The organism is Chitinimonas koreensis (assembly GCF_014353015.1).
GTDB classification, from domain to species: Bacteria; Pseudomonadota; Gammaproteobacteria; order Burkholderiales; family Chitinimonadaceae; genus Chitinimonas; species Chitinimonas koreensis.
In genome coordinates, this window is record NZ_CP060704.1 from 1,356,472 (window position 1) to 1,378,903 (window position 22,432).

General features: G+C 70.7%; 19 protein-coding genes. All 19 read right to left on the minus strand.

Annotation, left to right across the window (positions count from 1 at the left end; genetic code table 11):
• Position 1: 1 nt before the first annotated feature.
• The 19 genes from H9L41_RS05785 to H9L41_RS05865 all read right to left on the minus strand — a co-directional run bounded on the left by H9L41_RS05785 (position 2) and on the right by H9L41_RS05865 (position 22,396).
• On the minus strand, positions 2–4,981 hold the full coding sequence (locus tag H9L41_RS05785; protein ID WP_028447896.1) for an RHS repeat domain-containing protein: 4,980 nt from the start codon (positions 4,979–4,981) through the stop codon (positions 2–4).
• 130 nt (positions 4,982–5,111) lie between these two features.
• Positions 5,112–6,080, minus strand: coding sequence for a hypothetical protein (locus H9L41_RS05790; protein ID WP_028447895.1), 969 nt, complete (start codon positions 6,078–6,080; stop codon positions 5,112–5,114).
• Between the two features lie 26 nt (positions 6,081–6,106).
• Positions 6,107–6,838: a hypothetical protein gene (locus tag H9L41_RS05795; RefSeq protein ID WP_028447894.1), complete on the minus strand. Its 732-nt coding sequence runs from the start codon at positions 6,836–6,838 to the stop codon at positions 6,107–6,109.
• Between the two features lie 34 nt (positions 6,839–6,872).
• Positions 6,873–8,330, minus strand: a complete 1,458-nt coding sequence (locus H9L41_RS25540) for an RHS repeat-associated core domain-containing protein (RefSeq protein ID WP_187523714.1) — start codon at positions 8,328–8,330, stop codon at positions 6,873–6,875.
• Complete coding sequence (locus H9L41_RS26475) at positions 8,255–11,011, minus strand: hypothetical protein (RefSeq protein ID WP_308419654.1); 2,757 nt, start codon at positions 11,009–11,011, stop codon at positions 8,255–8,257. The genes H9L41_RS25540 and H9L41_RS26475 overlap by 76 nt, the downstream gene beginning before the upstream one ends.
• Positions 10,906–11,898 carry a DUF6531 domain-containing protein gene (locus tag H9L41_RS24405; RefSeq protein ID WP_265583947.1) on the minus strand — a complete coding sequence of 331 codons (993 nt, stop codon included), beginning with the start codon at positions 11,896–11,898 and terminating at the stop codon, positions 10,906–10,908. Before H9L41_RS24405 ends, H9L41_RS26475 begins: the two co-directional genes overlap by 106 nt.
• 3 nt (positions 11,899–11,901) lie before the next feature.
• Positions 11,902–13,149, minus strand: a complete 1,248-nt coding sequence (locus H9L41_RS05810) for an OmpA family protein (RefSeq protein ID WP_028447892.1) — start codon at positions 13,147–13,149, stop codon at positions 11,902–11,904.
• The gene (locus H9L41_RS05815) at positions 13,146–13,820 is read right to left on the minus strand and encodes a tetratricopeptide repeat protein (protein WP_034608082.1); all 675 of its coding nucleotides are present in this window, start codon (positions 13,818–13,820) and stop codon (positions 13,146–13,148) included. Before H9L41_RS05815 ends, H9L41_RS05810 begins: the two co-directional genes overlap by 4 nt.
• A gap of 13 nt (positions 13,821–13,833) precedes the next feature.
• Positions 13,834–14,211, minus strand: a complete 378-nt coding sequence (locus H9L41_RS05820) for a DUF192 domain-containing protein (protein ID WP_265583948.1) — start codon at positions 14,209–14,211, stop codon at positions 13,834–13,836.
• A complete protein-coding gene (locus H9L41_RS05825; protein ID WP_028447890.1) occupies positions 14,208–15,083 on the minus strand; it encodes a type II secretion system F family protein in 876 nt (291 codons plus the stop codon). The genes H9L41_RS05820 and H9L41_RS05825 overlap by 4 nt, the downstream gene beginning before the upstream one ends.
• A gap of 215 nt (positions 15,084–15,298) precedes the next feature.
• Entirely contained in the window at positions 15,299–16,195 is an 897-nt protein-coding gene (locus tag H9L41_RS05830) for a type II secretion system F family protein (RefSeq protein WP_051319380.1), read from the minus strand.
• On the minus strand, positions 16,192–17,334 hold the full coding sequence (locus H9L41_RS05835; protein ID WP_265583949.1) for a TadA family conjugal transfer-associated ATPase: 1,143 nt from the start codon (positions 17,332–17,334) through the stop codon (positions 16,192–16,194). Before H9L41_RS05835 ends, H9L41_RS05830 begins: the two co-directional genes overlap by 4 nt.
• Before the next feature lie 8 nt (positions 17,335–17,342).
• Positions 17,343–17,921 carry an FHA domain-containing protein gene (locus H9L41_RS24410; RefSeq protein ID WP_265583950.1) on the minus strand — a complete coding sequence of 193 codons (579 nt, stop codon included), beginning with the start codon at positions 17,919–17,921 and terminating at the stop codon, positions 17,343–17,345.
• Positions 17,922–18,061: 140 nt separating this feature from the next.
• Positions 18,062–18,640: a secretin GspD/PilQ domain-containing protein gene (locus H9L41_RS05840; RefSeq protein WP_187523716.1), complete on the minus strand. Its 579-nt coding sequence runs from the start codon at positions 18,638–18,640 to the stop codon at positions 18,062–18,064.
• The gene (locus H9L41_RS05845; RefSeq protein WP_187523717.1) at positions 18,532–19,449 is read right to left on the minus strand and encodes a pilus assembly protein N-terminal domain-containing protein; all 918 of its coding nucleotides are present in this window, start codon (positions 19,447–19,449) and stop codon (positions 18,532–18,534) included. The genes H9L41_RS05840 and H9L41_RS05845 overlap by 109 nt, the downstream gene beginning before the upstream one ends.
• 9 nt (positions 19,450–19,458) lie before the next feature.
• Complete coding sequence (cpaB, locus tag H9L41_RS05850) at positions 19,459–20,424, minus strand: Flp pilus assembly protein CpaB (RefSeq protein WP_187523718.1); 966 nt, start codon at positions 20,422–20,424, stop codon at positions 19,459–19,461.
• A 52-nt stretch (positions 20,425–20,476) separates the two neighbouring features.
• Positions 20,477–20,662, minus strand: coding sequence for a hypothetical protein (locus H9L41_RS05855; RefSeq protein ID WP_028447886.1), 186 nt, complete (start codon positions 20,660–20,662; stop codon positions 20,477–20,479).
• Positions 20,663–20,664: 2 nt separating this feature from the next.
• A complete protein-coding gene (locus H9L41_RS05860) occupies positions 20,665–21,381 on the minus strand; it encodes a hypothetical protein (RefSeq protein ID WP_157462133.1) in 717 nt (238 codons plus the stop codon).
• A gap of 226 nt (positions 21,382–21,607) precedes the next feature.
• Positions 21,608–22,396, minus strand: a complete 789-nt coding sequence (locus H9L41_RS05865; RefSeq protein ID WP_157462132.1) for a hypothetical protein — start codon at positions 22,394–22,396, stop codon at positions 21,608–21,610.
• Positions 22,397–22,432: the final 36 nt, after the last annotated feature.

Consider the following 22,432-nt stretch of genomic DNA (forward strand, 5'->3'; position numbering starts at 1 on the left):
ATCAGAGTTTGAGCGTCGTGAGCGAGATGTAGGCGTCGCTTTCGCTCTGCCCGCCGCCGGTCTTGGCGGTACAGAATATGCGCTGCCAGGCCGGCGTGGTCTTGGCCACGTAGTCGGCGATCTTGGTGGTCTTGGCCTCGCCGCCGTTGTGCTTGCTGAACACGTATTCGGCGAAGTCCTTCTCCTGCGCCACCGTGGTCGGCGTCGCGATGGCCGGGTGGTCCTTGGCGACCTTCTTCATCAGCTTCTTGATCCAGGCGTCGGCGATCTTGTCGTGGGTGGCCTTGTCGCTGAAGATCTTCATCAGCCCGTCGCGCAGCGTCGCGTCGGTGAAGATGGCGGCCGACTGGAAGCCCGCCCGCGCCTCGCCCCAGTTCTTCTGGTTGCGGATGTAGGGGTTCAGATCCTTGGCGCCGGCGCTGGTGCCGAGCGCCGTCATCAGCGGCGTCAGCTCGTCGCGCAGCTTGATGCGCGCGGCGTACTGCGCGTCGGTCTCGTCGGCGTAGATCTGCTTGCCCTTGTCGTCCTTCTGCGGCTTGCCCTGGGCGTCGACCTGCGGAATCTTCAGCTTGGCGCTGCCGAGGATCTTGCTGCGGTAGCAGTCCGGATCGATGCGGTCCTTGTTCTTCGGCGGGCAGACCCGGATGTGCTCGGGCGTGATCAGCTCCTCGGTCCGTTTCTTCACGCCCTTCCAGGCGACCATGCGGTCATAGTCGCGCTTCGTCAGCTTGGTCTCGTCGGCGAAGGTGGCGCCGTCGGTGGCCCAGCTCGAGGTCTCGGTGATCTTGTCGAACCACTGGCCGGTCTTGGCCGCCAGCGTCGCGGCGGTGTCGAGCTTGGCCTGGGTGATGCCGAGCGATTCCAGCGCGGTCTTGTAGTTGGCGAAGTTGACCCGGATCTCGCCCATGAAGGTGGCGAAGATGAACTGCACCCAGCCGTAGGACGCCGCCGGCCGCTTGGTGGTCTCCGGCACCAGCGCCGGGTTCCAGGTCCCGGCCGGGCAGGTCGAGTGCGTCGCCGTGGCGCAATCCTTGTCGCCCGACTCGTGCACCTCGATCGCCTTCTTGATGCGGGCGAAGCGCACGTCCTCGGCGGTGGCGTTGGCCTGGCAGGGGATGAAGCGGTTCGGCTCGCCCTTGGCCACCATCGGGTCGAGCGTGCCCTGCACGCCCATGTCGATCTTGGGCATCAGCGCGTCGATCTTGGCCGGGCACTGGGCGATGCCCTGGTCGATGCCGGTCAGCTTCTGGATGATGGTCTTGGCGGCCTCGTCGTCGAGCTGCACCTCGAAGGCGGACGGCGAGTAATAGCCCGAACGGCCCTGGTAGAAGTCGGTGAAGCCCTTCACCGCCTGGGCCGCGCCGGCGTCGTCGTGGTAGGCGTAGGCCTTGCCGCCCTGGATGTAGCTGCCGGACTTGTCGTAGATCAGCGTGCGGTTCGGCATGCCGGCGATGTCGGAGATGACGAAGGCCCAGTGCGCCTTGCGCGGCATCAGGTTGGCGTCGCGGCGGGCGCCGTCGTCGATCGCGTAGTAGCGGATCTTGGCCGCGCCGTCCGGATCGAAGAAGGCTTCGGGCTGGCCGCCGGCATAGGCGGTCAGGTCCAGCCGCAGCGCCGCCGGCGTGTCGCCGTCGAGGCTGTCGGCCACGCCGGCCGGGTCCGGGCTGATGAAGCGGCCGGCGGCCGGATCGTAGTAGCGGGCGACGTGGTAGCTGAGCCCGGTCTCCTCGTCGGCGTACTGGTTGACCAGCCGCAGCTTGGGGTCGAAGCCGGCCTGGCCCTGGCCGCGCAGCGCGCCCCAGGCGTCGATGCCGCTGCGCCAGCGCACCGCGGCGGTGCCGGCGTCGGATGCCGCCAGCACCGCGCCGCGCGCATCGGTGTGCAGCGCGTAGGCCTCGCCGTCGTGGCGCCACAGCACCGGCCGGTAGCCGCGGTAGACGTATTCGCTGCGCACCTTGCCGCCGGCGTCGGCGACCGCCTGCAACTGGCTGCCCCGGTAGAGGTAGTACTCGGTGCCGGCGGCGGTGGTCTTGCTCACCCGGCGGCCGTCGGCGTCGTAGCCGTAGCGGGCGACCACCGTCCCGGCCTCGTCGCTGACCTGGGCCAGCCGGCCGGCGGCGTCCCATTCCAGCACGAAGCGGCCGCGCGCGGTGGCCAGCCGGTGCGGCAGGCCGGCCGGGTCGAAATCGCTGCCCGGCGCCGTCTCGGCCAGGCCGTCCGCGGCGACCGGCGACCACGGCTCGTCGTCGGCGGCGGTGACGGCCTGCGCTGCCTGCGGCTTGAAGGTCGACAGCGCGGTCTTGTACTGCAGCCATTCGGGCAGCCGCAGCATCAGCGGGTCGAGCAGGCGCGGCCAGCGCACCTGCTCGATCGCGGCCAGCTGGCCGCGCGCCTCGCCCTCGGCGAAGTAGCGATAGGCCAGGCGCACGCCGCTGGGCAGGGTGGTGGACAGCAGCCGGCCCTCGTCGTCGTAGTTGAACTGCTGGCCGAGGCTGACCGGCGCGGCGCCGGCGATCTCCACCGTCTGCCGGATCGGCTGGCCCCACGGCGAATAGTCGGAACGGACCACGTTGCGCACCTGGCCGTCGACCAGCACTGCGGCCTTGATGCGCGCCATCGCCTGCCACTTGAAGCGGCTGGTCTCGGCGCGGCCCTGCCAGGCCCGCACCACCTCGAGCAGCCGGCCGGCGGCGTCGTAGCGGGCGGTGGCGGTCGCGCCGCGCGGATCGACCGTGCCGGTCAGCCGGTCGGCCTCGTCGTAGCTGGCGGTCTGCCAGCCTTGGCCGGGATTGCGGATGGCGACCACCCGGCCGAAATCGTCGAGCAGCCGGCGCGCGCTGCGGTCGCCGGCGCGGAACTGCAGCACCTCGTCGGCCGCGGCCGTGCCTTCGCGGCCGTAGCGGGCCTCGAGCTCCGGCAGCAGCCCCGCCGGCGGCTCGGCGGCGGCCAGCACGGCGCCGGCGTCGGCCAGGGCGGAGGCGCCGGGCGCAGCCGGGCCGGTCTCGGCCGACGGGCCCGCGGTCTCGTCCTCGGCCGCGGCGAAGCGCGTGGTCCGGCTGCGCTCGCCGTCGGCGGTGTAGGCGGTTTCCTCCACGCTGCGCAGGCGGCCGTCGTGGCCGTAGCGGTAGCGCAATGCGTGGCGCAGGCCGTCCCACTGCCATTCGACCGCCTGCGGCCGGCCGGCCGCGTCGGTCGCCGCGATGCGGATCCGGCGGCCGCCGGGACGCAGCACCGAGACCACGGCGGTCGCCCGCGCATTCCATTCATAGCGCGTGACGTCGGAATCCTGCGGCGAGCCGAGCGGCCCGTTGGGCAGCGGGCCGTCGACCTCGGCCAGCACGCTGCGGCCGTCGACCTGCTTGTAGCGGAAGCGGGTGGTCCGGCTGATCGCGCCGGCGGCGGCCGGCTCGTCGGCGTCGTCCGCGACCGGGCGGTAGCCGCTCTCGGTCACTTCGAGCGGCTGGCCCAGCCGGTCGTAGCGGACGCGGACCTGGTGCTCCTGGCCGGCCACCACGCTGGGCCGCGCGATCAGGCTGGGCCGGGCTGCCGACGGGCTGCCGCCGTCGGCGGCCGGGTATTCGTAGCGCACCAGCAGGCGCGGCGGCTGCGGCTTGCCGTCCTGGTAGTCGATCCGGCTGACGCGCAGCGGCCGGCCGTAGGGATCGCGCTCGGTCCGCTCGGCGTGGATCGGCCGGCCGTTCGCATCGAGCGTGGTCTGCTCGGCGAGCCGGCCGGCGCGGTCGTAGCCGTAGCGGGTATTGGCCGGCGCGCAGTGGGCGCAGTCGTCGCCGGCGACTTCGGTCAGGCGCGGCTGACCGGCGATCTCGGCGGTGCGGTAGCGGGTCTGGCCGCCCTGCGGCGTGCTCAGCACCACCTCGCCCGGCTTGGGCCAGCTCAGGTTCAGCTGCTCGATGCCGGTGCCGTCGACCAGCCGGCCGGCGGCGAAGCGGGCCGGCTCGCCCTTGACCGTCAGGTTGGCGCGGCCCTGGGCATCGTAGCCGTAGCTGCCGATGCGGCGGGCGCTGCGCTGGCCGCGGCCGTCCGGCTGCTCGACGCTGATCCCGGTCAGCAGGGAGGGGAAACGCGGATCCTCGTAGTGATAGCGGCGCACGGCGGCCTGGCCGGCGGAATCGTCCGGCAGCGTCACCCGCGCCAGGTTCGCCACCGCCGCGGCCGCGGCGGGCTTGCCGCCCTCGCTGCCGTAGCCGTATTCGAAGCGGCCGGCCGGGCTGTCGATGCGCTGCACGCCGGCATAGCGGCCGGCCGCGTCGGCGCGGCCCGGGTAGTTGAACACCAGGCTGCGGCCCTGCGGATCGGTCACGCGCAGCAGCCAGCCGTGCGGATCGTAGGCCAGGTTGACGGTCTCGCCGGTCGGGGCCGAGATGCGCAGCAGGCGGCCGCCGGCGTCGAAGCCGAGCGTGCGGCCGTTCGGCCAGGTCCAGACATAGCTGCGGCGGAGGCCGGCCTGGCTGACGACGAGCTGGCCCTGCTGCGGATCGGCGGCCAGGTAGCGGCCGGGCTGCAGCAGGCCGCGGCGGAACACCGCCGGGGTGCCGTCGGCCTGCACGATGCGGATGCTGTCGCCCAGGTCCTGCAGCACGGTCTCGTAGCTGAGCTTCCAGCCGCGGCCGACGATGCCGCGGCTGCCCTCGGCGAGCGCGTACTGGCTGTTGTAGTAGCGGACGATCTCGAGGCCGAGCACGCCGGGCAGGGCGGGCAGGTCGGTCTCCTGCTGGAACTTGTTGCCGGTGATCACGTTGATCGGATTGCCGGCGCCCTGGTTGGTGCCGGAGCCGTTGCCCAGGCTGGCCGCGCCGCCGCCGCCGCAGGTCGAGCCGCCGGGCGTGCCGCCGCCGCAGCATTGCTTGGTCGGGTCGCAGGCGGCGGCCTGGGCCGGCGCCGGGGCGGACCACAGCAGGAGGCCGCCCAGCAGGGCGAGGGCGGAAGAACCGAACGATGAGCGCAGCGTGATGGGCATCATGGGATGGATCGGGCTATTTGAATGGATGGGTGGCGCAGGGACGAACGCGCGTGCGATGCGGCTGCCGCCGCCCGGCCTGGGCCGTCGCGGCGATCGGATGCTGGAAACGACCGTGTTCCGCGCATCGGCCCTAGCGGTCCGAAGCCGGCCGCAGCGTGTCCAGGTAGGGCATCAGCAGGGGTTCCAGCCAGCGCATGCGGCGCTCGAAGCAACGGTGCTTGAAGTCCAGGTCGGCCTGCCACAGCGCCAGTTCCTGGCGCGCCAGCGTCAGGTCCTGCAGGAAGGGGAAGCGGTACTGGAAGACGGTGTCCGCCGGCTTCACCGCCCGTTTGCCGCCGGCGGGCACGATCACCAGCGCCAGCCGGTCCAGCGCCTTGGCCTCGCGTTCGCGCCAGGCCAGGACGGCCCACTGCCAGTTCGCGTCGATCGGCCGGACGTAGGTCAGCAGCTGCTTGCTCGACCGCGCCGGTGCCGCGTTCCAGCCTGGCGCGTGGGCGGCGAACAGGGCGAGATAGAAGTCCTGCCGCGCGAAGGCCTGCTCGTCGGCACAGAACTGCGCCCGCTCGTCGTCGCCCTCGAAGCCGGCCGCCGGCGGGAAGCCCGCCAGCGGCACCGTGCGCCAGGGTTTTTCCAGCGCCAGCCGCTGGGCGCGCTGCCACAGCGCCATGTGCTGGCTCACGGTCTCGCCCGACTGCGCCATCAGCGCGCGCGCATAGCGGTCGGCCGCGCCGTCGAAGCAAAGCCACGGCGCGGCGCCGAGCAGGTCGACGCCGGGCGCGTAGACGTTGCGGTAGGCGTCGCGCTGCGCCGGATCGGTCCCGGCCTCGAGGCGGTAGCCGTGGTCGTCGTCGGCGATCAGGCCGTATTGCAGTAGCCAGGTGGCGACCGAGTATTCGAAGCCGATCGGCGTGACCCACGGCTCGGGCAGGCGCTGCTTCCACCAGGCCGAAGGGTGGTAGGCGGCGAAGCCTTCCGCGCACTCCTGCTCGGCCCAGGCCATTTCCTGCCGCAGGATCGCTTCGGCATGCCCGACCAGCCAGGCCGGGGCGCCGGGTCGCGTCGAAGCGTCGAACCAGTCGGCGCTGGATGGATCGGTCATCGTCGGTCGTCCTCGTGCCGGCGGCGTCACGGCCGCCGCTGCATATCCGCCGCGGCGATCCGTTTGCCGTTGATCGAGATCGGCCGGGCGCGGAAGGGCTGCGCCAGCCAGGGCTTGCCGAGCTCGAACAGCTCGGAGCGGGACGAAATCTGCGGCTCGCCCCAGCTTTGGCCGCCGTCATCGGAAAACGCCTGGTAGACCGCATCGAACGGGATCGCGAACAGATAGCCGCGCTCGGCGCGATGCAGCGGCTGCTCGTAGACCAGGCGTCCGTCCACCGGCGCGATCAGGCCGAACAGATAGGTGGCGCGGTGGATGCCGGCCTGTGCCAACGCATTGCGTTGAGCTTCGCTCAATGGGCTGGGCTTGGCCGAGGGGACGAGATGCAGTTTCTTCCAGGGAAAGGCGGCGACCGGCAGCCAACTGCCGTCCGGGCGCAGATAGCTGTACGGCGCCAGCGGCGTGCCGTCGTGCTGGCCGAAATGGGCGCAGACCTCGGCCAGCTCGGCCACTTCCTTGTTGTTGTACATCACCGAGGCCGGTACTTCGGACGACCGCCCCGCCGCGTCGACGTAGCGGCCGGACCAGTCGCGCCGGTTCGATTCGCGCGAATTGGGGCCGAACGGCAGCGGCACCAGCGAGTAGTCGTAGCTGGATTTCAGGACGAACCTGCCGCCGTCCGGCAGGCCGCATTCGAGTACGTCTTGGCGACCGATGGCGGCGGCCGTGGTGCTGGCGATGCAGAGCGCGGCGGCCAACGCAATTCGTCCGGGATAGGAAGGGTTCATCGCATCAGAGCTTCGAGATGTTGTCGTCATAAACGATGTGATTATCCTTCATCGCCTTCTTGTCCATCTGGAAGATATCCGTCAACTTTTGCCCATTGACCGAGACGCTGCCTGCACCGTCGAACAGCTTGGCGATCTCCAGCTTGGTGTGCTCGACGGCGAGGTAGAACGCCAGTGCGTGCTTGGTCTTCACCGGGTATTTCACCAGAATCCGGTCGCCTTTCTTGAGATCGGCCTGGCTGGAGCGCGCGTCGCTGTACCAGTCGGTGCCGTAGGTGCTTGTCGGTGGTTTTTTCGGGTTGTACTCCTCGACGCGCCAGCCGAAGATGTCTGGCCCCTCATAGGCTTGCTTGCCGCCGAGCTCCTCCGCGCCGTCCTTGTTCCAGTAGCCGTGGGTGGTCTTGTCCGACGGGCAGCCGACGTCGCCGATCTGCGGCTTGGAACAGAAGACGTTCATGCCGGCCACGGTGCCGGTGAACAGGTCGCTGCGTACCTGCTCGTCCCAGACCGTGGTCTGCTCCAGCCCGACCGGGATGTAGCCGGTCTCGGTCTGGCCCCAGCCCTTGTTCAGCACGCAGCCGCCGCGGGTGGCCGCATCGACCCAGTTGGTGTGCGAATAGAAGTCGCCCAGCGCGTGCAGGTTCTGGCCGAAGGCCGCCACGATGCGCGAGATGTTCACGCCGTTGTTCGGCGCGAAGGTCGCGTTCTGGTAGGAGTTGCGGTTGGCCTTGATGTGGTCGAGCGAGTCCTGGATCCAGTTGTCGTTCTTGCCGTCCTGGTAGCTGGAGGTCAGCTGCGTCATGGCGGCGTCGGTGTACATCGGGCCGTCGTTCGGGTTGTCGAAGTGGTTCTTCGGATTGCACTGGCCGCCGCCGTCGGTATAGGGCGTCGGGTAGCAGGACACCGAACCGTTGACGTCGGAGTGGTAGTTGTTGCGCACCACCCAGTCGATGAACTGGTCCGAGAAGCGCCCGCTCTGTCCCTCCTGCTGCATGTACTGCGAGAACGCGATGCGGACGATGTCGCCGTGCCCGCCGTCGGCGATCGGCATGTCCCAGAACCCGTTCAGCGGGCTTTTGCCGGCGAACAGCGTGCCCGGGATGTGGAACAGGCCCAGCGGATCGATGCCGGCCAGCGGATTGCCACCGACGTAGGCATAGGCGTGTTCGCCGCCGGCGAGACCGAGCGGATCGGGCGTCAGGTAGCGGCCCTGGCTCGGGTCGTAGTAGCGGTGGACGTTGTAGTAGAGGCCGGTCTCGTCGTCGGCGTACTGGCCGGCCAGCCGCAGCGGCATGGCGAAGTTCTGCACCGCGCCGTCCGGTCTGGCGTATGGATTGCCGAAGGCATCGAAATCGCCCTGCCAGACCACGCGCTGCGCCGCGTCGGTCACCGCCAGCGGCAGGCCGCGCGGATCGGCGTGGACGGCGTAGAGCGCGCGGGCCTGGCCGCCGTCGGACCGCATCGCCGCGTAGGGCGGTGGTCGCCGTACAGGTACTGGCTGACGACGCGGCCGGTGGCGTCGGCCTCGGCGATCAGCCGGTGGGTGGTGTCGTAGACGAAGTAGGTGGTGCGGTCGCCGACCGTCTTGGCGATGCGGTTGCCGAGCACGTCGTAGCGGTAGCGGGCGATGCTGCGGCTGCCCTGGCGCACCTCGACCAGCCGGTGGGCGTCGTCGTAGACGAAGTTCTGCTCGCCGCGCCGGACCTGCCGGCCGAAGCGGTCGCGCTCGGCCGCCGCGTCGCGCCGGTCGCCGAGCGCGTCGTAGCGGTAGTCGGCGTCGCGCAGCGCCGGCTGCGCCAGGCGGTTGTAGGCGACCTGGAGCGTCGACACCGTCGGCCGCTCGGCGGCCAGCCGCCGCATCGGGTCGTAGGCGTAGCGGAATTCCTGGCCGCCGCGCACCGTGGCGGCGAGGTTGCCGCCGCCGTCGTAGCGGTAGTCCAGCTTCTCGACGGCCGCGGGCTTGGCGGCGGTGCCCACTTCCAGCGCGGTGGTGCGGCCGGCGGCGTCGAAGCGGCTGCGCTGGACCAGGCCGTTGCCGTGGGTGAGGCCGGCGATGCCGCCGAACGGCTGCCATTCGATGGCCGACGCCACCGCTTCCTCGGTCAGCGAGCGCGGCAGCAGGGCGCGCAGCCGGTCGGCCGGCCAGGCGCCGACGGTGTGGTCGATCCAGGCCAGCCAGCCGGCGTCGCGGTAGACCGCGGCGAGCTTGCCGTCGACCGCGTCGTAGCGGTAGCCCAGCCGCTGCCCGTCGGGCAGCCGGCGGGTGGCCAGGCGGCCGCTGCCGGCCTCGTAGGCGTAGGCGGCGGCGAAACGGACCGGCGGCTGTGCCGCATCGGCCGGGACGATGGTCTGGACGTCCTCGGTGATCTGGCCGAAGGCGTCGCGCGCATAGCTGCGGCTGTTGCCGCAGCCGTCCAGCCGGGCCAGCAGGCCGCCCTGGTAGCGCAGCGATTCGCTGCAGCCCGGCCGGTCGCGGCGGACCAGCCGGCCGGCGGCGTCGATCACCCGCGTTTCCACCGTGCGGCTGCTGCCGTCGAGCGCGGTATGGATCTTCTCCACGATCGCGCTGCCGGCGGCGGCGCGATGGCGGTAGGCGATGCGGCCCTCGTCGGGCGAGACCTCCAGCACGGTGCGGCCGAAGTCGTCCTTCAGCAAGCCGTGCGGGCGGCCGGCGCCGTCGGTGAACAAGAGGCCGCCGCGATTGGCGGCGAACTGGCGGGTGGAGCGGTCGGCGGCGAGCACTTCGACGCCGTTCTCGCTGCGCACCGTCGCGGTCGCGTAGCCGGCGCCGTCGAGCTGCACCGCCTGGTCGCCGAGCGGGCCGGTGCCCTGGGCCATCTGCAGGCCGACCGGCGTCAGGCGGGCGCGCAGCGCGCCGCGCTCGTCGCGCAGGTCGAGCTCGCCACCGAGCAGGCGGCCCGCCGCGTCGCGGATGGTCGCGGCCAGCAGCCGGCCTTCGCTGTCGTAGCGGTTGTCGATGCGGTTGCCGCGCGCGTCGACCAGGCCGGTCTGGCGGCCGTCCGGGCCGTATTCGGTGCGCAGCACCACCTGGTCGGGCGTGACCGTGCGAGTCAGCCGGCGGTTGGCGTCATAGAAGAAGCGCTGCCGGCGCACCGCGCCGGCGCCGTCGGCCGCGCGGCCGTCGACGAAGCCGGCGGTCTGGGTCACGGCCTGCAGCGTGCCGGCCGGATCGTAGGCCAGCACGGCCTCGATGCTGCGCACGCCGTCGCTGCGGCGCAGCGTGGTCGGCCGGCCGGCCGCGTCGAAGGTCCGCATCTCGGTACGGAGGCCGCCCGGCGCGAGCACGGCGACGACGGCGTGGCCGGCGGCGTCGTAGTCGAAGCGGGTCACGTCCGAGTCGGTCGGATCGCCGTTCGGGCCGTTCGGCAGCGGACCGTCGATCTCGGCCAGCAGGCTGCGGCCGGCGATCTGGCGGTAGCGGTAGCGCGTCGTCAGCACCTGCGGCACCGCCTGCTCGGCTGTGGCCACGCTGCCTTCGCCGTCGAGCGGGCCGTAGCCGGTCTCGCTGATCTCGAGCGGCTGGCCCTGCGCGTTGTAGCGGAACCGCCACTGGTGTTCGCGGCCCGCCAGCACGCTCGGCTTGGCGATCAGCAGCGGCTGCTGCTCGCCGTCCGCGGCTGCGTATTCGTAGCGGGCCAGCAGTTGCGGCGCGGCGGCCTTGCCGCCGGCATAGGCGATCCGCAGCGTGCGGACCGTCCGGCCCAGCGCATCGCGCTCGGTGCGCGTGGTCTCGATCGGCTGGCCGGCGCGGTCGAGCCGGGTGACGTCGCGTAGCCGGCCCTGGCCGTCGTAGCCGTAGCGCATATCGGTCGGGCCGCAGCTGCTGCAGCCGGCGCCGCGCACTTCGAGCAGGCGCGGCTGGCCGGCGATCTGTGCGCTGCGGTATTCGGTGCGCTGGCCCTGGCTGTCGACCAGCACCGTCAGGCCCGGCTTGGGCCAGCTCAGCGCGACCTGCTCGATGCCGGTGCCGGCGACCAGACGGGCGTTCTCCCGGCGCGCCGGTTCGCCGCGCACGGTCAGGTTGGCGCGGCCGGCGGCGTCGTAGCCGTAGCTGCCGATCCGCTGGTCGAGCTGGCGGCCGTCGCTGCCCTTGCCGTGCACGCTGATGCCGGTGAGCAGCATGGGGAAGCGCGGATCTTCGTAGTGGTAGCGCCGGCTGACGCCGGCCGGCATGGCGACGCCGGCCAGGTTGGCCAGCCGCTCTTCCGCCGGCGCCGTCGCGCCCTTGGGGCCGGGCTGCCGTAGGCATAGGCGAAGCGACCGACCGGGCTGTCGATGCTGCGCACGCCGGCGTACCGGCCACCGGCGGCGTCGTGGTAGTTCAGCTGCAGCGCCCGGCCCTGCGGGTCGACCACCCGGATCAGCGCGCCGCGCGGGTCATAGCTCAGGCTGACTGCTTCGCCGCTCGGCGCCGAGATCCGCTCGAGCCGGCCGGCCTCGTCGAAGCTCAGCACCCGGCCGTTCGGCCAGCGCCAGGCGTAGCGCTTGCGGCCGGCCTGGCGGATCAGGCTCAGCACGCCCTGCTGCGGATCGCCGCTGCGGTAGCGATCCGGTTCGAGCAGGCCGCGGCGGAACAGCACCGGGGTGCCATCGGCCTGCACGATGCGGACGCTGTCGCCCAGGTCCTGCAGCGTGGTTTCGTAGCTCAGCCGCCAGCCGCGGCCGAGGATGCCCTTGTTGCCCGGGACGAGGCTGTACTGGCTGTTGTAGTAGCGGACGATCTCGAGGCCGAGCACGCCGGGCAGGGCGGGCAGGTCGGTCTCCTGCTGGAACTTGTTGCCGGTGATGACGTTGATCGGGTTGCCGGCGCCCTGGTTGGTACCGGAGTTGTTGCCCTGGCTGGCGGCGCCCTCGCCGCCGCAGGTGGCGCCGCCGGGCGTGCTGCCGCCGCAGCAGGCCTTGGTCGGGTCGCAGGCTTCCGCCTGGGCGGGGCTGGCTGCCAGCCAGAACAGGAGGCCGCCCAGCAGCGGCAACGATGCGAGACGGAGCAGGGAGCGGCGTGCCGGCATGGTCTATTGCAGCCCTTGGAAGGTGATGTCGACGCGGCGGTTCGGCGCCAGGCAATCCTTCTGCGCCTGGCCGCTCGCGGGGCAGCTGCCCTTCGCCACGATCGGATCGTGCGAGCCGCGGCCCTCGGTGGAGATCGGCTTGTCGGGGAAGCCGTGCGCCTGCAGGTAGTCCTTCACCGCCTTGGCGCGATTGAGCGACAGCGGGTCGTTGACCGCGTCGGTGCCGATCTGGTCGGTGTGGCCGGTCAGCTTGACCGACTCGAAATTGCGGCTCTGCGCCTGGGCGATCAGCTCGTCGAGCTTGCTCTTGCCGCTCGCGCTCAGCGTGGCCGAGCCGAAGTCGAACAGCAGGTCGGTCGACAGGCTCTCGGTCACCGTGCTGCCGCCGCCGGGGCAGCCGTTGCCGTTGCCGTTCGGATCGGGATCGGTCGGGGCGACGTCGCCGTTGCCCCAGTGCATGCCGACGCCGCCCTGGCTGGTGCCGCCGCCGACGTTCTTGTAGCTGCTCGGCAGGGTGCCGGCGTCGGGCGCGGTGCCGACCTGGCCCAGGCCGAGCGAGTTGCCGTTGCTCGGCGTCTGGGTGTGGCCGACCGCGGCGCCGCCCTCGATCGCCGGCGACTGCATGCGCGTGGCGAAGGCCAGGTTGATCGGCATGCGGCGCGATTCCAGCATGTGCTTGGCCACCGGGTCGGTGGTGAAGGCGCCGACCAGGGTGCTGTAGAGCTTGCCGACCAGCGGTACGTCGAGCGGCATGCCGTAGGTCATCTCGAGCTTGAGCACGTTGGCGTCGAGGATGTTCTGGCCCGACTTGGCGCCGGTGGCGGTCGAGCGCAGCAGCAGGTTGTCGTTGGGGATCTCGAGCTGGCCGCTCTTGTTCTTCACGCCGAAGTCCTGGAACGCTTCCTTGTTCGGGCTCAGCTGGCGCCAGCTCATGAAGCCGTTGGCCTTGGCCTCGGCGATCTTCTGCACGGTCTTGGCCATGGCGGCCGGCACGTCGGAGGCGCTGGTGGCGCCGACCATCACCGGCATCAGGCCGCGGGCGAGGCCGCCCTCGATCGACGAGGTGGTGGCGTTGCCGACGCTGCCGGCGCGGGCGGCTTCCTCGAGCGCGAAGTTGAGCGCGTTCTTCTGCTGCATCACCAGGCCGAACTGCAGGGCGCCCAGGCCGAGCAGGCCGACGATGGGCAGGGTGATCACCAGTTCGATGCTGCTGGCGCCGCCCTGGCGGCGGGCGCGTGCTTGCTGCCTCATTGCTTGCTGCCTCCCTGGATGATTTCGACATGCGGCTTGACCGCGGCGGCGCCGGCGGCCACGGCGGAGTGGCCGGTCCTGGGCGGCACCGGCTCGGCGATGGCGCGCACCGGCTCGTCGCGCAGCGGCTCCTCGGCCGGCGGCTCCAGCAGGGCGACCAGGCCGTCGGCCAGGCGGTCGCGCTCGGCGGCGAAGTCGGGCGGGACGGCCAGCGGCGCCATCGCGCCCAGTTCGCTGGCCGCCAGTTGCAGGCCCAGCAGCGCGTGGCTGTAGCGCAGCTCGGCCAGCATGCGGCTGGCGCCCGGGCCCTGGGTGTCGACCAGGGCGATGGCGCGCTGGTAGGCGTGGCTGGCGGCGGCCCAGTCGTCCTGGCGCTGGGTGGCGTGGGCGAGCCGGACCCAGGCGCCGAGGTCGTCGGGCTGGCGGACCAGCAGCGCCTCGAGGCCGGCGCGGGCGACTGCCCAGTCGCCGGACCGGTAGGCGGCTTCGATCTGTTCGAGGCCGATGGCCGGCGCCGAGGCGCCGGCAGCCGCGGCCGGCTTGTCGGTAGCCGGCGCCGTGGCGGCCGGGACCGCAGCGGCCGGCGCGGCGGCGGCCGGCGTGCCGGCGGCCAGGGCCGGCGGCAGCGCCAGCACGGCGGCGAGGGAAAGCGCGAGGGTGGACAGTCGCATCATGGGGTCTCCGTCACGGGGGCAGTTGCTGGCCGCGTTCGAGGCCGAGCCGGGCGGCGTCGCCGGCCGGCAGCTCGACCACCCGCCAGGCCGAGCCGCACAGCGCCAGCCGCCACGGCGGCAGGGCAGGGCGGATCGCCACGATGCGGTCGGCGCGGTCGAGGAACAGCACGTCGATCGGGTAGCGCATGCCGAAGGTGTGGACGCTGTTGCACGGCGCCAGCGACAAGCCTTCGCCGCGCCGCAGGGGGCGGCGGCCGAGCAGGCCGCGCAAGCGCGGCAGCAGGCGGTGGGCCAGGTGCAGCTCGAGCGGCCCGGCCGGCAGCGCCAGCGTGGCGCGCGGCAGGCCGAAGCCGGCCGCTGCTGCGGCGGCGGTGGTGGCGGTGCTCACAGCAGGCCCTCCTGCAGGAACTTCATCACGATCGGGAAGGCGAGCACCACGAAGGTGCAGGGGAAGATGAAGGCGATCAGCGGGAACAGCATCTTCACCGGCGCTTCCATCGCCATCTTCTCGGCGCGCAGGAAGCGTTCGCTGCGGCGCTGCTCGGCCTGGGCGCGCAGGATCGGGCCGAGGCTGGCGCCCTGCTTGTCGGCTGCGACCATGGCCGAGACCAGGCTGGAGATGGCCGGGATCTGCAGCCGGTCGGCCAGCGAGCGCAGCGCCTCGGCGCGCGAGCGGCCGGCGCGGATGTCGCGCAGCGTGCGGCCGAGCTCGTACTTGAGCGGGTTCTCGGGCAGCTTCTCGGCCGCCTTGCCCAGCGCGCCGGTCAGGTTCAGGCCCGATTCGATGCCGAGCGTGACGATGTCGAGGTAGAACGGCAGCGCCTTGAGGATCTGCTGGTGGCGGCGCTGCTTCTCGTCCTTGAGCCACAGGTCGGGCAGCATGAAGCCGAGCCCGCCGATGAAGGCCAGCACGAACGGCGGCGCCATGCCCAGCGGGCTGTAGGCGATGGCGACGGCCAGCATGGCGATCAGCGCGGCCACGATCTTGCCGGAGAAGAACTGCTCGGCGCCGAGCGTGAAGTCGAGCCCGGCCGCCTTGAGCTCCACCTGCTTGCGCTGGCGGTAGCGCACCGACAGCAGCGAGGCGGTGTGGAAGGTGACCAGCTGGATCAGCGGCCAGGTCAGCCGGTAGAAGGTCGGCGGCCGGTCGAGATAGGTGCGGTCCTCGCCGGGCACGTCGAGGAAGGCCTGGCGGACGCCGGCGAAGGCCAGCCAGAAGGCGAAGGCGACGCCGCCGAGGCTGAGAGCGAGCCAGATCATGGGAAAGTCCTGTTACAGCCCCGTCCGGTGCACGCAAGCAGGGGAGCCATCGCACGCGAGCGCAGCGAGGCTCCCTCGCGGCGGCGAGGGCGGGGGAGTAGGGATGAATCAGGAGGAGCCTGGTGGCCGAGCTGCGTTGACCGTTAACGCCCGGCTTTGCCGGGCGCTGCACCGCAGCTCGAATCACCGATGAAGTCAGAAAGTCCATGCCAGGCTCACACATCGATCGTGATGATCTTCTTGATCACGATCGCGCCGAGCCCTTCCATCACCGCGATGATCCCGACCACCACCCAGCCGTACCAGGTGGTGAACAGCGGATGCATGGCGACCGGCTCGAGCTTGAACAGGAAGAAGATCAGCAGCACCGGCAACAGGCCCACCACCCAGCCCTGCAGCTTGCCCTGGGCGGTCAGCGCGCGGATCTTGCCCTCGATGGCGGCCTTCTGCCGCAGCGTGTCGGACAGCCGCTCGAGCGTCTCGGCCAGGTTGCCGCCGGTCTCGCGGGCGATCTTGAGGGCGGCGCAGAACAGCGCGTATTCCTCCAGCGGCACGCGCTTCTCGAGGTTCTCCAGCGCCGATTCGAACTCGACGCCGATGCGCTGCTCGCGCAGCAGCAGGTCGAATTCCTGCGAGATCGGCACCGGCATCTCGGCCACCATCTGCGCCATCGCGGCCGGCAGCGCGGCGCCGGCGCGCAGCGCGCCGGAGATCAGCATGCTGGCGTCGGGCAGCTGCTCGCGCAGCTTCTTGTGGCGCCGCTCGCGCACGATGCGGACCAGGAAGCGCGGAAACACCGCCAGCGCGCCGGCGGCGATGGCGCCGATCACCATGTTGCCGCTGAACAGCCAGGCCAGCATGCCGCCGGCGATCACCAGGATCACGTTGACGGCGAACAGCTGGCTGATGTCGACGAACACGAACATCTGCTCGAGGTGGGCGCGGGCGTGGTCGGAGAACACCTGCTGGTAGCGGTCGAAGCCGCCGGTCAGCAACTGGTAGACGCACCAGAACAGCACCATGCCGCAGATGAACACCACCAGCACGATGGTGGTCTCGAAGTCGGCGGCGCGGGCCGCCTCGTTCATCCAGGACTGCAGGGTCTCGGTCATGGCTGGACCCGGTCGAAGATCGACAGGTCGACCGGCACGCCGACGCGGCGCAGGTCTTCGTAGAAGCTCGGCACCGCGTCGCAGCCGGTGAAGTGGCCGACCACCTTGCCGTTGGCGTCGAAGCCGCGCTGCTCGAAGCGGAACAGGTCCTGCATCTGGATCTTGCCGCCCTCGACGCCGGTGATCTCGGCGATGTGGGTGATCCGGCGCGAGCCGTCGGCGGCGCGGGTCTGCTGCACGATGATGTCGATGGCCGAGGCGATCTGCTCGCGGATGGCGGTGACCGGGATGTCCATGCCGGCCATCAGCACCATCACCTCGAGCCGCGACACCACGTCGCGCGGGGTGTTGGCGTGGGCGGTGGTCAGCGAGCCGTCGTGGCCGGTGTTCATGGCCTGCAGCATGTCCAGCGCTTCGCCGCCGCGGCATTCGCCGACCACGATGCGGTCCGGCCGCATCCGCAGCGAGTTGCGCACCAGGTCGCGGATGCTGATGCCGCCCTTGCCCTCGAGGTTGGTCGGGCGCGATTCGAGCGAGACCAGGTGTGGGTGGTTGAGCTGCAGCTCGGCCGCATCCTCGATGGTGACGATGCGCTCGCCGCGCGGGATCAGGTTGGACAGCACGTTGAGCAGGGTGGTCTTGCCCGAGCCGGTGCCGCCCGAAATGATGATGTTCTTGTGCCGTTCGACGCACACCTTGAGGAAGTCGAACATCAGCTGGTTGGCCGAGCCGAAGCCGATCAGGTCCTCGACCTCGAGCCGCTTGCGGCTGAACTTCCGGATCGTCAGCGCGGCGCCGCGCAGCGCCAGGGGCGGGATGATGGCGTTGACGCGCGAGCCGTCCTTGAGCCGGGCGTCGACCATCGGGCTCGATTCGTCGATGCGGCGGCCCAGCGGCGCCACGATGCGCTCGATCACGCCGCGCACCGCTTCCTCGCTGGTGAAGGCCGCCGGGTAGCGCTGCAGCCGGCCGCCGCGCTCGACGAAGATCTCGTCCGAGCGGTTGACCATGATTTCGCTGATGCTCGGGTCGGCCAGCAGCTTTTCCAAGGGGCCGAGGCCGACCGCCTCGTGCAGCACGTCGTCGATCAGCTGTTCGCGGTCGATGTCGGCCGGCAGGCTGATCTTGCTGGCGATCACTTCGCGGATCAGCGCCTCGGTCTCGCTGCGCAGCGCCTCGTCCGACAGGCTGCGGATGTCGCGCCGGCGCAGGTCGATGGTCTGCAGCAGCAGCTGGTGAACCTGTTGGCGCCAGTTGAAGGTGGCCAGGTATTCGGCCAGCTGCTCGTCCTGGACGGCGGTGGCGGCCGGGGCCGCCGCGACGGGGGCCGGGGCCGGAGCGGGCGAGGGCGCGGGGCCGGCCGGACCGCGGCTTCGGCGCGCGGTGCGGCGGCCGGCGCTGCGGCCGGTGCGCGCGGCGCCGTCGGCGCGGCGTCGTCGGGCAGCTGGGCGCGCAGCCGGTAGCTGCCGATCACGATCTCGTCGCGCTCGGACAGCGGCCCGAATTCCACGATGCGCTCGTTGTTGACCCAGGTACCGGCCAGGCTGCCGCGGTCGACCAGCTTGAAGCCCTGCTCGGTGGCGCGGATCTCGGCGTGGACGCGGCCGATGGTCCAGCCCGACAGCACGATCTGGTTGTTGGCATGCTTGCCGATCAGGCAGGGGAAACGGTCGACCGCGATGGTTTCGCGCTCGGTGCCGTTCTCGAATACGGTGAGGTTCAGCATCGTCCTCGTTCCTTGAAACCTATACACAATCTATTGAGAAGCACATTCCCTCCCCTTCAAGGGAGGGTTAGGGTGGGGATGGGGGCGGAGCCGACTGGCCCATCCCCTCCCAGCCTCCCCCTTGACGGGGAGGCGCAGTTCTAGTGGTCCTTGAGCGGCGGCTTGGCCAGCGGCGGCGCCGGCGGCTTGGCCTTGTCGGCGATGCGTTCCTTGGTTTCCTGCAGGCGGCGCTCGCCGCTGTCGATCAGGCCGCGGTTGAGTTGCGAATCGGGCGAGATGAAGTGCGGCGTGACCAGCACCACCAATTCGCTCTGGTTGCTGCGGAACTGCTTGGACTTGAACAGGTGGCCGAGGATGGGGATGTCGCCCAGGCCGGCGACCTTCTCCACCGTCTTGCCGGTGTCGTCGTTCAGCAGGCCCGACAGCACCAGCGTCTCGCCTTCGCGCAGGTTCACGTCGGTCGCGGTGCGGCGCATGAGGAAGCCGGGCAGGCCGCCGACGGTGACGCCGCTGTCGACCGCCGACAGCTCGGTGCTGACCGAGGCCGAGATCACGCCGCTCTCGCTGGCGGTCGGCTTGATGTTGAACAGCACGCCGTAGGGCTTGAAGGTCACCGACATCTCGCCGTCGCCGTTGACCATCGGGATCGGGATCTCGCCGCCGGCCATGAAGTTGGCGTTGCCGCCGCTGCGGCAGGACAGCCGCGGCTCGGCCAGCACGTAGGCGTCGCCCTGGCTGACCAGCAGGTTGATGACCGAGCTGGCCGAGGTCTGCAGGCCGAAGTAGGTCTGGAACGGCTTGACCTTGCCGGTGTTCTCGGTATCGGGCCGAAGCTGCCGTTGGGCTGGCCGTCCGACACCAGGCGGAAGTAACGGTTGTTCTTCCAGTCGCCGATGATGCCGAACAGCGGGCCGTTCAGCGTCTTCTGCCAGTTCACGCCGAGATCCTCGAGCGCCTTCTTGTTGAACTCCATGATCTTCACGTCCATGTAGATCATGCGTTCCAGGCCCATCGTGCTGACCAGGTTCACCACCTGGCCCTGGTAGCGGGTCACCACTTCCTTGAGGCGCGCGGCCGATTCGGCGTTGAGGTCGCCGCCGGTCAGCACCACCTTGTCGCCGACCAGCGAGGCCTGCACGCCGCGGATCGAGCCGATCATGGTGCGCACTTCCTTCAGGAGGCGCTGGCTGTCGGCCGCCACCACGGTGACGATCAGCGTGCGTTCCTGGCCGTTCTGGCGCCACAGGTGGACGGTCGACTGGCCGGGCTTCTCGGGCAGCAGCAGGATCTGGCGGTCGTCGAGCGCCGAGGCCGATACCACGTTGCCGTTGCCGACGGCGATGCGCTTGATCTTGGCTTCGTTGAGCACCAGGGTCTGGCCGACGTAGAGCTCGATCTCGTTGCGGTCGGCCGTGCTGCGCTCCGACTGGGCGGCCATCGGCGCGGCCAGGGCGGGTGCGGCGGCGCCGAACAGGGCCAGCGTGCACAGCGCGATGCGGGTCATGGAATAAAGCGATGCGAGGTTCATGTGGTTCTTCTATTTCGTAATCGATGCCGAGGGCTTACTTGGCGGCCGTGGGGGCCGCGGCCGGGGGACGGTCAGCGGGGCGGTGTCGGCCTGCGGGTTCATGGCCGCCGGGCCGGCCAGCGTCTGCCATTCGCGGCTGACGCCCTTGCCGCCGACGATCACTTCGGTCATCGCGCCGCCGCCGCGCGGGCTGCTGGGGGCCATGCCGAACAGGCCCGAGGCGTCGAGCGAGGCGTCCTTGGCGGCCAGCTGGTCGTCCGGGTTGCGCAGGGTGATGCGCAATTGGCCGATGCGCTGGGCCACGATCAGCTTCTGCGCCTCGGCCGGCAGCACCGACAGCGTGACCGTGCCGTAGTCCTGCAGCTCGTTCTGGCTGCCGCTCTGGGCGGCGTCGTTCTTCACCCGCTGGCCGGTGGCCATCACCTGCAGGCGCTGCAGCAGCAGGAAGGTCTGTTCCTCGACCTTGATCAGGCTGCCCTTCTCCGGCGGCTTGGCCGTCAGGTAGATGTCGACCAGGTCGCCGGGGCGAACCATGCCGGACACCGAGTTGGTGTCGTCGACGGTGATGGTGTAGGCGCGCGAACCGTTGCGGACGCGGTGGGCGAAGCTCGAGGCGTCGTCCTGCTCGATGGCCGGCCACAGCAGCGGCTCGCCGGCCCTCATCTCGCCCATCAGGCGCGAGCCGGCGGCGCGGTCGAACTGGCCGGGCCTCACCGCGCTCGAGGGCACGGTGTCGGCCGGCAGCTTGCGCAGCGACATGGTCTCTTCCGATACCACGTCGCCCTTGTTCAGGTTGAACTTGGCGACCACCACCTCGACCTTGGCCGACTTGTCGGTCAGCTTCGCCTTCTCGGCGTCGACGGTCTGATGGATGTAGGTACGGGTGGCGAAGGTGGCCAGGAGCCCGAACAGCACGGCGCCGACCAGCAGGACGGCGCTCTTGCCCGGACGGGGAACGGATGGAAATTTCGGCATGGTCTACGGCAATCGAATCGGATGAGATCGGAACGGGAAATCGGCAGCGGGATCAGGGCAGCGATATGGCGAAGGAAAACTTGTGATAGGCGTCGCGGATCGCGGTGAGCACCATCTCCATGGGGCTCGGATCGCCGACGAACAGCACGATGGCCACCAGCGTGCCGATCACCACGTACTCGGTGAGGCTCTGGCCGCGCTGGCGGCCGGGGGCGGCGGTAAAGCGGACGGGCTGCATCGTCAATCCTTGCGCTGGATGCGGTTGAGTACGGCGAAGGTGCCTTCGGGCCGGCGCTCGACCGTCACCGACCACTGGCTGTCGCCGGAGGTGAACATGGCGGCGTAGGCCTGCTGCGGCGAACCGGGGTAGCGCACCTGCGGATCGCGCACGCCGCCCAGGCGCTTGATGCCGGCCTCGATGCGGGCGGCGCTGGACTGCACCGACTGGCCGCCCTCGAGCAGCCACAGGTCGCCGGTGAGGCCGTGGTCGAACGAGCGGGTGTGCTGCGCGACGCGCATGCCGGGCGGCAGCTCGAACGGCAGCGGCGTCTTGGCCGGCTTGCCCTCGCGGAACACCGTGGTGGCGGCCAGCGTGCCCTCGACCCGGTTGAAGCTGGTGCGCTTGAGCTTGGCGGTGTACCAGTACTCGCCGACCTTCTGGCTGATGGCGAGGCCGTCGGCCATGCGCTGCTCGAACAGCTGCTCGTCGTTGTCGGCGCGCCATTGCCGGCGCAGGCGCTGGGCCAGCGCGTCCGGGTCCTCGTCGCTGCTGAAGCGCCACAGCGAGGTCGGGATGCCGTTGACCACCAGCGATTCGGCCACGCGGGTCACCGCCAGGCCCTCGGGCAGGCGCGAGGCCGGCGCGGCGGCGGCGCACGACAGCGACAGAAACAGGGCTAGCGCCGCCGCAATCCGGTTGGTCGCAGCACCAGCGTCGAATCCGGGACGTGATTTCACGGACGGTTGACAGGTCCTTGTTCGAGCGAAGCGAGGCCCCCTCTGGCCCACCCCACAAAGTCTTCGACTTTGCAGGGGCCCCGGAGCGGCGAGGGCGGGGGAGTCGGAATCGAACAAGGAAGAGCCGGTGGTTCAGCCTGCACGGCCCGCAAGCGCCCGGCTTTGCCGGGGGCCTGTGCAGTAGCGTGATTCGGCACGGAGGTATCTAGATCCATGGCAGGCTCGCTCAGCGGTTCCTCAGCCGGTCGGCCGGCACGATGTCGGGATCGAACTCGTTGAGCCGGAACTGGCTGCCGCGCGTCTCCAGCGTGGTGGCGTCGGCGGTGGCCAGGATCGGCTGGGCCAGGCCGTAGGCCACGTCGGTCAGCTCGTCCAGCGTGTGGTTGGCCTGCTTGACGCGCTGCTTGACCATCGAGGGATTGGTGGCGGCCCAGGCGTCGGTCAGGATGGTGGTGCGGTGCTGCATGCGCAGCGCCAGGCTGTCGAGCTGGGTGTCGAACGACTTGGTCTGGCTCGGCGACAGCGCGACCTCGACACGCGCCTCCATCAGGCCGCTGGCCGGCGTCAGGCCGAACTGGCCGGGGCCGGCCTTGACGAAGGCGCCGCCGGCCGAACCGAACGGCGAGAAGCCGACTTCGGCCACCCGGGCGCCGACGTCGCTGTATTTCTCCAGCAGCGACTTGCCCTTGCGGTCGACCCACAGCGGGTTGCGGCGCGCGTCGTCGTCGACCTTGTCGGCCGGCACGTCGCCGGCCAGCACTTCGTTGCCATTGCCGCGGAAGAAGCGGCTGCGCAGCTGGTCGACCAGTTCGGGATGCGAATTGAACTGGCGGCAGACCTCGGGCCGCACCGTGCACTCGAAGGCGAGCTTGCGCGAGGCGGCGATGCTGGCGAGCTTGACGTCGATGAACTTGCCGAGCAGCGGCACCAGCGCGAACACCGGGATCAGCACCAGGCAGGCGACCATGGTTTCGATCAGCGATTGCCCGCGCTGCCGGCGGAAACCTCCGAGCATGTATTTCTCCCTGTCGACCGGGCCGGCGGCGCTGGG